General features: G+C 68.0%; 13 protein-coding genes and 1 tRNA gene. 7 read left to right on the top strand and 7 right to left on the bottom strand.

Annotation, left to right across the window (positions count from 1 at the left end):
• Positions 1-66: 66 nt before the first annotated feature.
• Complete coding sequence (locus tag NFU08_RS04530) at positions 67-1080, top strand: pirin family protein (protein WP_251421034.1); 1014 nt, start codon at positions 67-69, stop codon at positions 1078-1080.
• Positions 1081-1094: 14 nt separating this feature from the next.
• On the opposite strand, the gene NFU08_RS04525 is transcribed toward NFU08_RS04530, so the two are convergent.
• Both NFU08_RS04525 and NFU08_RS04520 read right to left on the bottom strand, forming a co-directional pair.
• Positions 1095-2042 (bottom strand): N-acetylglucosamine kinase, encoded by a 948-nt coding sequence (locus NFU08_RS04525; RefSeq protein ID WP_251421032.1) that lies wholly within the window; start codon positions 2040-2042, stop codon positions 1095-1097.
• A 60-nt stretch (positions 2043-2102) separates the two neighbouring features.
• Complete coding sequence (locus NFU08_RS04520) at positions 2103-3077, bottom strand: LysR family transcriptional regulator (protein WP_174176521.1); 975 nt, start codon at positions 3075-3077, stop codon at positions 2103-2105.
• Between the two features lie 105 nt (positions 3078-3182).
• Here NFU08_RS04520 and NFU08_RS04515 point away from each other — a divergent pair, with 105 nt between their 5' ends.
• Entirely contained in the window at positions 3183-4421 is a 1239-nt protein-coding gene (locus NFU08_RS04515; RefSeq protein WP_251421030.1) for an MFS transporter, read from the top strand.
• Between the two features lie 164 nt (positions 4422-4585).
• A complete protein-coding gene (locus NFU08_RS04510) occupies positions 4586-5089 on the top strand; it encodes an Lrp/AsnC family transcriptional regulator (RefSeq protein ID WP_066277621.1) in 504 nt (167 codons plus the stop codon).
• 41 nt (positions 5090-5130) lie between these two features.
• On the opposite strand, the gene NFU08_RS04505 is transcribed toward NFU08_RS04510, so the two are convergent.
• Positions 5131-6378, bottom strand: coding sequence for an MFS transporter (locus tag NFU08_RS04505; RefSeq protein ID WP_174176525.1), 1248 nt, complete (start codon positions 6376-6378; stop codon positions 5131-5133).
• A gap of 172 nt (positions 6379-6550) precedes the next feature.
• Between NFU08_RS04505 and NFU08_RS04500 the strand changes: the two genes are divergently transcribed.
• From NFU08_RS04500 to NFU08_RS04485, 4 genes are read left to right on the top strand one after another with little or no spacing between them, the layout of a single operon-like run.
• Positions 6551-7030 carry an Lrp/AsnC family transcriptional regulator gene (locus NFU08_RS04500; protein ID WP_174176527.1) on the top strand — a complete coding sequence of 160 codons (480 nt, stop codon included), beginning with the start codon at positions 6551-6553 and terminating at the stop codon, positions 7028-7030.
• A 30-nt stretch (positions 7031-7060) separates the two neighbouring features.
• Positions 7061-7486 carry a DUF1761 domain-containing protein gene (locus NFU08_RS04495; RefSeq protein WP_174176529.1) on the top strand — a complete coding sequence of 142 codons (426 nt, stop codon included), beginning with the start codon at positions 7061-7063 and terminating at the stop codon, positions 7484-7486.
• A gap of 34 nt (positions 7487-7520) precedes the next feature.
• Positions 7521-8516: a magnesium/cobalt transporter CorA gene (gene corA, locus NFU08_RS04490; protein WP_174176531.1), complete on the top strand. Its 996-nt coding sequence runs from the start codon at positions 7521-7523 to the stop codon at positions 8514-8516.
• 3 nt (positions 8517-8519) lie between these two features.
• Positions 8520-9044 (top strand): cell division protein ZapE, encoded by a 525-nt coding sequence (locus NFU08_RS04485; protein ID WP_251421029.1) that lies wholly within the window; start codon positions 8520-8522, stop codon positions 9042-9044.
• Here NFU08_RS04485 and NFU08_RS04480 read toward each other — a convergent pair.
• The 4 genes from NFU08_RS04480 to NFU08_RS04465 all read right to left on the bottom strand — a co-directional run bounded on the left by NFU08_RS04480 (position 9041) and on the right by NFU08_RS04465 (position 11639).
• The gene (locus tag NFU08_RS04480; RefSeq protein WP_251421027.1) at positions 9041-9673 is read right to left on the bottom strand and encodes a CPBP family intramembrane glutamic endopeptidase; all 633 of its coding nucleotides are present in this window, start codon (positions 9671-9673) and stop codon (positions 9041-9043) included. The two genes, NFU08_RS04485 and NFU08_RS04480, sit on opposite strands and share 4 nt — an antisense overlap.
• A gap of 114 nt (positions 9674-9787) precedes the next feature.
• Positions 9788-9860, bottom strand: a tRNA-Ala gene (locus tag NFU08_RS04475).
• Positions 9861-9998: 138 nt separating this feature from the next.
• Positions 9999-10937 carry a hypothetical protein gene (locus tag NFU08_RS04470; protein WP_397425174.1) on the bottom strand — a complete coding sequence of 313 codons (939 nt, stop codon included), beginning with the start codon at positions 10935-10937 and terminating at the stop codon, positions 9999-10001.
• Positions 10938-11018: 81 nt separating this feature from the next.
• Entirely contained in the window at positions 11019-11639 is a 621-nt protein-coding gene (locus NFU08_RS04465; protein ID WP_251421025.1) for a GNAT family N-acetyltransferase, read from the bottom strand.
• Between the last annotated feature and the right edge of the window lie 3 nt (positions 11640-11642).

The following is an 11642-nucleotide window of genomic DNA, read 5'->3' as shown; positions in this document are numbered from 1 at the left end:
CGGCCCGCAACCGCCGTGGCCCGGGCCGCTGTTCCGCCGTGGGCCGACCAGCCATAAAGTGGTGGGGTGACCAACTTGGAAATAGCGCCGCAGCAGGAAGTCTGTCCGCCGGCAGCCCCTGAGGGCAGTTCCGGCCCCTGCCTTCAGCTGTGGCCGGAACGCGAGGTACCGCTCGGCGGAGTCCGCGCCATGAACGTCCAGCGGACGCTGCCGCAGCGCGGCCTGCCCACCATCGGGGCATGGTGCTTCCTGGACAGCTTTGGCCCGGACCGGACTGCGATGTCCGTACTCCCCCACCCCCACATTGGCCTGCAAACCGTGACCTGGCCCCTGGCCGGCCACATCCGCCACCGGGACAGCGTGGGCAGCGACGTTGTGGTCCGGCCGGGTGAACTGAACATCATGACGGCGGGCCACGGCGTCTCCCATTCCGAGTTCGCCGTGCTTCCCCCTGCCGGCGAAGCCCTGCCGGTGCAGCGCGGGCTGCAGCTCTGGGTGGCCCTGCCCGGCGGTGAACGGCACCGGGAGCCGGCATTCGAGCAGCACCGTGAACTTCCCCGCGCCAGCGGGCACGGCTTCACCGCCACGGTGATGGTGGGTGAATTTGCCGGCATCGCGTCGCCGGCAACCATGTATTCACCGATCGTGGGTGCGGACGTCTCGTGCAGCGGGACCGCCGTGCTGCCGCTCAATGCCGCGTTTGAGCACGGCATCCTTGTGCTCGACGGCGGCCTGGCGGTGGACGGCCAGGAGATTCCACCGGGCCCGCTGGGCTACCTGGGCACGGGCCGCACGGAGCTGCAGGTGCAGGCACTCCCCGGCACGCGTTTCCTCCTCATCGGCGGCGAGCCCTTCCAGGAAGAGCTGCTGATGTGGTGGAACTTTGTGGGCCGCACGCACGAGGAAGTGGAGCAGGCCAGGAGCGACTGGGAAGCCCAGGCCGGCCTGCCGGAAACGGAGACGGCGGCGGCCCGGTACGGCCTGGTCCCCGGCCACGGTCCGGACGCGGGGCCCGAGGCGGGACGCATTCCCGCCCCTCCCCTCCCGGGCGTACGGCTGACGCCCCGGAAACGGCTTTAAAGGACCGGGCCGGATCAGGCCTGCTCTGCCACCAGCTGAAGCACACCGAAGACTGGTTCCTGGTCCAGCACGCGGATGTCTGTCACCCCGGCATCCATCAGGTGGCGGCGGAAGGAGTGCTGCAGCGGTGCCACGTTCATTCCCAGTCCGCCGCCCAGGATCACGGGGCCGGTGATACCCAGCTGCTGCAGCACCTGCAGGGCCAGGGCGGCAAGGTCCTTCCCGGCCTTGTCCAGCAGCGCCTGGCTTTCCCGGTGGCCTCCTGCCGCAGCCTCCACCACATACCGGGCCTGCTGGGCCCAGAAGCGCCGGCCGGTCTTCGGTGAATGGAACAGCGCGATGAGGCGGTTGGGGTCGCCCACCCCGCAGGACTGCAGCAGGGCCGTGGTGAGTTCGTCGGCGGGCAGGCCCCGGTTCATCCGGCCCAGGCTGTGCCGCACCGCTTCGCGGCCAAGCCAGTAACCGCTGCCTTCGTCGCCCAGGAGGTAGCCCCAGCCGCCTGCCCTGGCCTCGCCGCCGTCGGCATTCCTGCCCCAGGCGGCCGAGCCGGTGCCCGCAATCACCGCGACTCCCGTGCTTGCGTGCCCGGCGGCCAGCAGCAGCCGTGAATCGTGCACCACGGTCACCCGGGCACCGGGCACGTGCGGCTGGATCAGTGACGCCAGGGCTGCGGCGTCGTCTTCGGTGTCGATGCCGCCCGAGCCCGCGTAGACCTGGGACACCTGCCCTCCGCCGATGCGCGCGAAGAGGTCGGCAAGGTTGGCGGCCGCCTCGTCGCGGGTGACGTTCTGCACGTTGGAGCTGCCGGCGGACTCATCCGCCACCGGCACCCCGTCCTCGAAGCGGACCCCGTGGGTCTTGGTGCCACCAATGTCCAGCCCGATGATGACACCGCGGAGCGGAGTTGAGGCGGGATTCTGGGCGGCGGCGGGAAGCGCGGAGGAATTTTCGGTGTTGGTCACGTCACAAGGGTAATGGTGCGGGGGCGGCGGACGGCCCATCCCCGCCGTTCCCGGCCGCAGCTAGCGGGACCGCTGCCGCACCAGTCCCGCCAGCAGTCCTGGCCCCTCCGTCACCACCAGGTCCCGGAACAGCCGTACCGGCACCGGCTCCGAACCAGGCTTCCGCCGCCGCCAGGACAGGCCCACCTCGCGGAACGCCAGGGCGGAGTCGAGGGGAACTTCGACCCAGCCCAGGTTCCCGGTTTCGGGGCTGACGGTACGGCCCGGGGCATCACCTCCCGGCGGCAGGATGCTGACGCCCAGGCCGGCGGAGACCAGTCCCCGGACCGTGTGCGAGTCCTGGCTTTCGAAGGCGATGCGCGGCCGGTAGCCGGCCTCGCGGAACAGCGCATCGGTGAGCGAACGCATGCCGTACCCGGGCCCGAGCGCCACAAAGGGGTCTGCCCTGATGTCGGCGAGCCGGGCGGAGGGCTGCGCGGCGAGGGGATGGCTGTGGTGTACCACCAGGCGCAGCGGTTCACGGTACAGCGGCGCCGAGGACAGGTTCCGGCCGGGCGGCGCCACGGGAGCCGTCAGTGCCAGGTCCGACTCACCCGAGGCCAGCTCGTCAAGGCAGGCATTCCGGGCCCCCTGGCTCAGCGTGAAGGCAGCGCCGGGATGACGGGTCCGGAAGGCACTGATCAGGAGCGGCAGGGCGGCCTCGCCGAACGTGTGCTGGAAGGAGAGGGAAATCCTCCCCCGCACCACGTCCGACTCGTCGCGGACGAGGTCCAGCCCCGCCTGGAACGCCGTGAGGGCCTGCTCGATGTACGGCAGCAGGGTGCGGGCGGCGGGTGTCAGGCGGACTCCCCTGCCGTCCCGGACCAGGAGTTCGGTCCCGACGACGGCGCTCGCCCGGGCAAGGGCGCGGCTCACCGTGGACTGGGGTACTCCCAGCAGTTCCGCGGTTTCCGTGACGTGCTCGGTCCGCCCCAGCTCAGCGAGCACGGGCAGGAGCGGCAGCAGCTGCACGAGCTGCTTCTGGTCTTGCTCCATGTGTTCGTCCTCCGTGAGCTGCCCGCGGACTCATCCGTTGATGCTATGAGTTTTGCACGAGCCATGCATTGGATGCATCCATTGCCCGAAAGCTACGCTGGCCGCATGGCACACATCGTCCGGCCGGACAGCACTCCCACCCCGCGCTGGAATGGACATGCAAAGGGCTCGACGGCGTATGCCAGGATCCTCGCCGGCCTGTCCTTCGCCGGCGTGGCCACCTTCGCCCAGCTTTATTCCACCCAGGCCGTGCTGCCGATCCTGGCCTCAGACCTGCGGGTCAGTGCGGCGGAGGCCGCCCTGACCATCTCCTTGGCCACCGTGGGCCTCGCGGTGACAGTGATTCCCTGGTCCTTCCTGGCGGACCGGATCGGCCGGGTCCGGGCCATGGCGTGGGGCATTTCGATAGCCACCATCCTTGGGCTGCTGGTTCCGCTGTCCACCAGCTTTGGCATGCTGCTTGCCCTGCGGCTCCTTGAGGGGATGGCGCTTGGCGGCATCCCGGCCATCGCCATTGCCTACCTCAACGAGGAAGTTACCAAAGTCCACGCGGCACTGGCGGCCGGAAGCTATGTTGCCGGCACCACCCTGGGCGGGCTCGCCGGCCGGCTGGTGGCCGGTCCGGCCGGCGAACTGTGGGGCTGGCGCGCGGCGGCACTGGCGGTGTCCATCCTTGCCACCCTCGCCGCCGTCGCCTTCCTCATCCTGGTGCCGAAGGCCCAGGGATTTGTCACCGCCCCCGCGGCCGGGCTGCGCGGGGCGTTCCGGACCCTCGGCGGCCACCTGCGGAACGTCCGGCTGCTCGTCCTTTATGGCCAGGCCTTCCTGATGATGGGCGGGTTCGTGGCGGTGTACAACTACCTGGGGTTCCGGCTGTCCGGCGAACCCTTCGGCCTTCCGGGGACACTGATCAGCCTGATCTTCCTCGCCTACCTGTCAGGGACCGTCACGTCGCGCTGGTCCGCGGGGCTGACCCTTCGCTTTGGCCGCCGGGCTGTCCTGCTCGCAGGCCTGGCGTTGTCCACGGCGGGCCTTGCCCTGACGCTGACGCAATCCCTTGCCCTGATCCTGGCGGGCCTGGTGGTGTTCACCGGCGGTTTCTTCGCCGCCCACAGCATTGGGGCCGGGTGGACCGGCGCCCTTGCCAGCACCGGCCGGGCCCAGGCCGCCTCGCTGTACAACCTGGCCTACTACCTCGGGTCCAGCATCATCGGCTGGGCCGGCGGACTGGTGTTCCAGTCCGTTGGCTGGAATGCCCTGGCCGCGGCAGTCATGGTCCTTGCCTGCCTCACTGCGGCGGCTGTCGCCGTCGTCCACCCCGGGAAGGAACGCGCCGCGGCGTAGAAGCCGGCGGCACTGTGGTTCCGTCATCCAGGGCGCTCCCGTGAAGATTCTGCTTTCCGCGCCGGGATGCGGCAGCGCGAAATTCGGCGACCGGCACGCAAAGTACCTGGTACCGCAGCCTGGCGCGGCTAGGATGAAACCCAGGATCGTCACGAGGAGCAGCAGTGAGCACGAATGCCAGGAACGCCAGGCCGGGAGCGCACCTGGAACCGCTGGACGCGATCGACGAGCGGCTCCTGGCGGCCCTGGTGGCCGATGCCCGGATCTCCAACAAGCAGCTCGCGGAACTGGTGGGAATTGCCCCTTCCACCGCCCTGATGCGCACCCGCGCCCTGTCAGAGCGGGGCATCGTCCAGGGGTACGAGGCCAAGCTCAACCTGTCAGCGATCGGCCGGTCCGTACAGGCCTTGGTTGCCGTGCGGCTCCGCGCGCACGACCGCGACCAGATCGACCGTTTCACAGGCAGGGTGCCGCATCTGCCAGCAGTGCTGTCCACCTTCCACACCTCAGGGTCGGTGGACTACCTGCTGCATATCGCCGTCGCAACCACCGAGGACCTGCGGGACTGGGTGCTGGACAACCTGGCTACGGACCCCGTGGTGGGGCACACCGAGACAACGCTGGTGTTCGAACACATCCAGGGCAACCACGGTCCGTTGCCGGATTAGCAGGGCTGCCGAAACCTGCCGGGTGAAGCCTGCCTCGCAGGCTACTTGCGCCGCCCGATGAGCGCGAGCCGGAGCGTCACGGCCGACAGGATCAGTGCCGCACCGCCGCACAGCCCCACGAACCCGGCCACGGCAGCGGGCAGGCCGAAGACACCGGCGGCCCAGCCAAGGCCGAGGACCGGCACCGCGCTGCCGAGGTAGGTGATGACGTAGACGGTGCTGACAATCTGTGCGTGGCGCGACGCCTCCACCCTGGCAGCAACATCGTTGAAGACGGTGCGGAACGCGATCCCCTGGCCCACACCGGCGGCAAGGGCTGCGGCCACCAGCAGGACGGGACTGTTCCATGCTCCCGCCGCCCCCAGCAGCGCGACGGACACGCCCAGGACCGCCAGTCCGGCTGGAACCGTGTAGCGGCCGCGGAGGGTCAGCAGCTGGCTCAGTGCGGAGGATGCCAGGGCGAGGCCGGCCAGGACGCCCACCAGGGGGCGCGAGTCCGTGTGCAGCACCTGCGCGAAGTAGCCGGGGGCAAGCGACAGGCAGAACCCGAAGACCGCGAAGCTGAGGAATCCGACGCCCGAGGCAAGCCAGAAGGCGCCCCTCGCCTCGCGGGACACGGAAGGGCGGCGCGGCGCGAGGGCCTTCAGCGGCTGGGAAGGTGCGGGGAGGCTGATCGCGGGCCGGGCACGCAGCAGGAACAGCGGCACCAGCAGCCCGGCCAGGATCAGGGAATGGATGTAGTACGGGGCTGTGGTGGCGCCCGGGAGGAGTGACAGCAGTCCCCCAATGACCGGCCCCGCCGCCACTCCCCCGGATGATGCCAGCAAGGTGAAGCGTGACGCCCATTCCGGGCGGGACGGAAGGAGTTCGCGCAGGGCTGCGGCGCTGGCACCCGTGGCCAGCGCAACCGCTGTCCCCTGCAGGGCCCTGCCCGCACAGAGCGCGGTGAGCGTCTCTGCTTCAGAGAAGAGCCACCCGCCGGCCAGTCCTGCAAGGACAGCCAGGATGAGCGCAGCCCGCCGGCCGATGTGGTCAGACCAGTGCCCGGCCAGCATCAGCGTGGCGACCAGGGACAGGACGTAGCTGGCGAACGCGGCAGTAACTCCCAGCGTGGAAAGCCCAAGTTCGGCCTGCAGGAGAGGGTACAACGGCGTGGCCAGGTTGGCACCCACCAGGAGGGTGAAAATCACGGTTCCCGCCATCACCAGCCGGGTTGTGGTGGACGCATCCCACCCGGCGGACGCAGCGGCCGGGGCGGGGCGCATGCGGAGTTCGCTGAAGACCGTCATGGTGTGCCGCCTCTGGTTCATACCGCGGCGGGGGGTCTTTGTGGGAGTCCGGCGCGGGGTGGATATCCGATGCCTCAAGAGTGCGCTACGGCTGCTCCTTTGATCGGATTTTCATGGAAGAATTGCGCAGGATCATCAAAATGTCCGCCTGTGTGTGATGGAGAGTGACTAAATGAACCAGTTGGACCCCACCGATCTCAAGATTCTCCTGGCGATGATCCGTGATCCCCGGATCCAAATCGGCGAACTGAGCGAATCTCTGGGCATTGCCCGGAACACGGCCCAGACCCGGGTCCGGCGCCTCCTCCGCGCGGGAGTGCTGCGGCCCGGCGGCCGGGAGGTGGACCTGGAAGCGGTGGGCTATGACGTGGTGGCTTTTGTGACCATCGAGGTGTCCCACCGCGAACTGGACGGCGTGGTCGCTGCGCTCCGGTTGATTCCCCAAGTCCTTGAGGTCCATGAGATCTCGGGCCGTGGGGATGTCTGGTGCCGTGTGGTGGCCACGGACACCCACAACCTCCAGTCCTCCCTCCGGCAGGTCCTGAGAATCAAGGGCGTGATCCGGACCGAAACGGTCCTGGCATTGCACACCCACATCCCGTACCGCACTGAGCCCCTGATCAGCGGGCTCGCCAAGGCATCAAACACCTGACGCCATGGCCGGGCGGCTAGGATTTCCAGAATGGATTGGCTCTCATACGTCTCACAGATCAACTGGCTTGCCGTGCTGCTGGCCTTCGTCGCAAGCATGGCCATCGGCTTTGTCTGGTACATGCCTGCTGTGCTCGGCAACCGCTGGATGGCCGCGATCGGCAAGACGGAGGACGACCTGAAGAACATGAGCGGCGGCGCCGGCATCTGGCTGCCGATGATGGCTGCTGCGGCACTGACCGCCATCCTGCTGGCCGTCCTGATCGCCAGGCTTGGGCTGGACAACGCCCTGGCCGGCGGCATGTTCGCACTGGTTATGGGCCTGGTCTTCCGCGCAGGCGGCCACGTCATCCACAACGGCTTTGCAGGACGCCCGGCAGCCGTCACCCTCATTGATTCCGGCCACGACCTGGTGGCCATGGCGGTCTCCGGCGCGATCATCGGAGGAATGTCCTGATGGCCGCAATCCCTTCGCACGGGGCCCGGCGGCCATGACCATCATCGACAATGCCGTCTACGTGGACGGCGTGCGCCATGTGGAGCCCGAGACCCTTGAGCAAACTTTTGACATGCTTGCGCACCACGGTGGGATGGCCTGGATTGGCCTGTACCGGCCCACGCCGGAGGAAATGGCCGCGGTGGCAAGCGAGTTTGGCCTCCACGACCTTGCGGTGGAAGACGCCATCTCCGCGCACCAGCGCCCCAAACTGGAACGCTACGACGACAGCCTGTTTACCGTCCTCCGGCCCGCCCGCTACATTGACGACTCCGAAAGCGTGGAATTCGGCGAACTCCACATCTTCACCGGCAAAAACTATGTGGTCACGGTCCGGCATGCAGAAATGGCCGGCGTGGCCCGGGTGCGGCGCCGCATGGAGGCCCGGCCCGACCTCCTGCGCCACGGGCCCGAAGCCGTCCTCTACGCCCTGCTGGACCGCGTGGTGGACGACTACGCACCTGTGGTGGCCGGACTCGAGAACGACATCGACGAAATCGAGGACCAGCTTTTCAGCGGCGACACCACGGTGTCCCGCCGGATCTACGAACTGGCCCGGGAAGTCATCCAGTTCCAGCGGGCAATCCATCCTCTGCCGGACATGATGCACCAGCTGGAACAGGGATTCGAGAAGTACGGCGTGGAAACGGACCTGCGGCACAGCCTCCGTGACGTGGAGGACCACGTTGAACGCGTGATCTCCCGGGCAGATTCCTTCCGGGACCTGCTGCAGAACGCACTGACCCTGGACGGCACCCTCACCGCAAACCGCCAGAACGAGGCCAGCGCCGAACAGAACGAGCAAGTGAAGAAGATCTCCTCCTGGGCGGCGATCTTCTTCGCGCCGTCCTTCGTTGCCGGCGTGTACGGAATGAACTTTGACCACATGCCCGAGCTCCACTGGGAACTGGGCTACCCGTTGTCCATTGGCATCATGATCGCGATGGCGGCCCTCATGTACGGCATCTTCAAGAAGAAGGGCTGGCTGTAGGGCATGGCCGCCGAGCCGGAGCCGCCGGTCCTCCCCGAGGGCCGCATCCTGGTGCCCGGCAGCAGCCGGCAGCTGGCGGTGTACGGCCTCTTCCCGCCGCCACCGGGGCGGCACAGGACGGTCACTGCCGGGTCCCGCGTCTTTGCCGCCAAGGCCTGCGAGCCGGAACTGCTGTGGATCAGCTTCGACGAACTGTGCGCACCGGGTACGTCCAGGGAGGACTATTCCCTCCTCCCAGCGGGGGCGGAGCTGTGGGTCATCGATGGTGTTCCAGTACCGGAGCCATCGGATGCCGGTCCACGGGCGGAAGCATGGGACCTCTTTGCGGCCGCACTTGCGGCAGCGGCGGCCCGCGGAACAACCCTGTTCGTGGTTGGTGCCGCCCCGATGGACTGGGCTGCCGCGTCCACGTCTGCGGATGACGCGGGGCTTCGGTCCGCCCTGGCGGAAACGTCCCGGCTCCTTGCCGGGCTGAAGCGGGTCGAATCCGATGAAACAGTTGCCATGGAAGGCGTGTCCGGGAGTTAGTGCGCCGGCCTGGGCGCACCCTTCACCAGGTCGCGGCTGCCGGCGTAAGCGACCGCTGCCACGGCGAGGACGGCGACCGCTCCGGCCACAACCCACCACGCCACGAGGTAGGGGTAGGGACTGCCCTGGAGATCGGCCAGGAAGAACTTCGTGAAGGTGTTGAAGGCGGCATGGAACAGGACCACAACCGGCAGGCTCGCCTGCGTGCTGTTGTACAGCCAGGCGAGCAGCACCGACTGCGAAAAGATATAGACCGCAAAGGGTGTCAGGGGCCGCTGACCCGGGTCCGACACCAGTTCCGGAAGGTGCCAGGGAAACCAGGCCAGCCCAATGATCAGCGCGGCCGGCAGCGCGCGGTAATCCCGTTGCAGCCGCGGCAACAGGAACCCGCGCCAGCCGAGCTCCTCGAAGATGCCGACGATAACGATCGTGACGACGATCGAACCGGCGACCTGCAGCAGGTCGGCCGGCTCCCAGCCCGGGACCGGCGCCCCTGCGGCCACCGCAGCCCACAGGGCGAGGCCGGGGACGACCAGCGGCACACCCAGTGCCACGCCGTACCATGCAGGGTTGGCCCGCCAGCGTCCCAACTGGCGCAGAAGGCCCAGCAACTCAGCGCGGCCCCCCACGAGGAAGGTGGACCACGTGGGTTCCCTGGAGCGCGTGTCAGGGAGTCAGTGCCCCCGACGGCGGGGCTGCGCCTACGGAAACTGGCTGATGCCACCTGCTGGGGCAATATTTTGTGGAGCTAAGGAGATTCGAACTCCTGACCTCTTCGATGCGAACGAAGCGCTCTACCAACTGAGCTATAGCCCCGGATGGATCCGCCCCTTGAGGAGCGGCACCGGTGACCCTAGGCTACAAATTTTCCCGGCTTAATGCCAAACTGCAGCCGCAAACCCCCAGCAGCGTGCCGGCGGGATGCGCAGGGCATCGCCTGACGGCACTGACCTGTCAGGCGCGGCGGCGCTGCAGGACGTCGTCGAGGTTGCTGAGGGCACTCTGCGCCTTGGACTGTTCCTGGCCCTCGGCCGGAGCCGCGGGCGGCGCGGCGGCAACGCCCTGCTTGAGGGACGGCTTGCCCGTCGCTTTCGGTGCCTCCGGAAGCTCCAGGGGCTCAGGCGCCGGACGCTCGGCCTTGGCTGCCTCAACATAGACAGGTTTGGGAACCTCCACCGGTTCCCACGTGGACGGAGCAGCCGTCCGGGCTGCGGAGCCGGCAGCTGCAGCGCTTGAATCGCCAGCGGCAACCGCCACGGCAAGGGCGGCCTCCCGCAGTTCCATGGCAGTCAGCGGCCTGATCTTAGGCTCGTGTGCCTCGGCGTCGAAAAGGGGGTTGTCCTGCTTCGCCGGAGCCGCTTCCGGCCTTGGCCGGACGCCGGCAGCGGGTTGGGGCTGCCGGGACGGCGCGGTCATGGCGGCCCGGAAAGCCGCATTGACCTTTGCCCTCCGGTCACGGACGGCCAGCCAGCGCAGGAGTACGACCGACCCGGCAGTGAGCGCCAAGCATGCCAAGGGAAGGACAGGAGCGCCCAGCCCGAAGATCAAGAGCACACCGGAAACGAACGCGGTGACCAGCGACAGCAGCCCAACCAGGGCGATGCCGGTGCGGCCGTAGCGGATCCGGAACGTACCCCCGGGTGGGGAGCCGGCAGTGGCGGTCGCGGGTCCGGCACTCTTCCTGGTGTCCATGGCTTTCTCCTGCTGGGCGGCGACGTTCAATACCAAAGCGGCTGGCGGTTCCGGTGCTTCATCTGCTGCGGGCTCCGCAAGGAAATCGCCGGCGGGCTGGAACTGGTGCCTGCGGTTCCGGAGGACGTAGGGCGCAACCCACACAATCCAGAGCACGACGGCAACCACAAGGATCACTGAGCTGCTAAGGGGGAAGTCCACACTCAAAACCGTATGAGCATCCTGTCCGCTGCGGCAGCATTAGCTGCGGTGTGTCGTGGCGCAGCCGGCAAATCAATGGATTTATGACGGCCGTGAGGCCAGCCATGGCCGGAGCAGCCCGTCGGGGACCTCTTCCGCGGTCAACGCGAACGACCGGTGGTCAGCCCACTCCCCGTTGATGTGCAGGTAGCGGGGCCGGTATCCCTCGTCCCGGAAGCCCAGCTTTTGCACCACGCGGAGGCTTGGTCCGTTCTCCGGCCTGATGTTGATTTCCATCCGGTGCAGCCCAAGTGTCCGGAAGCAGTGGTCCGTCACCATGGCCACGGCAGTGGGTGCAATGCCGTGGCCCGCACGGCCCCGGTCCACCCAGTAGCCAAGCGTCGCCATCATCGCGGATCCCCACACGATCGATGACACGGTCAACTGGCCAACAATGGCAGGGCTTGCGGCTGTGGGAAGCCGCTCGGTGATGACAAACGGCAAGGCAGTAGCCTGAGTTGCCTGCGACTTCAAGGACCGGACCATTTGCCGGTAGTCCGGGAGGCCTCCGGCAGGATCCGGGTTGGAAGCTTCCCACGGAGCAAGCCACTCACTGTTGCGGGACCTGACCTCGGTCCATTCCTTCTTGTCCCGGTACCGGATGGGCCGCAGGACCAGGTCCCCGCACTCCAGGGTTACGGGCCAAATGGGACCAGCGCGCATGGC

This window comes from Pseudarthrobacter sp. NCCP-2145, from assembly GCF_023708005.1.
In the GTDB taxonomy this organism is placed as follows: Bacteria; Actinomycetota; Actinomycetes; order Actinomycetales; family Micrococcaceae; genus Arthrobacter; species Arthrobacter oxydans.
This window is presented reverse-complemented; position numbering and strand designations above follow the sequence as displayed.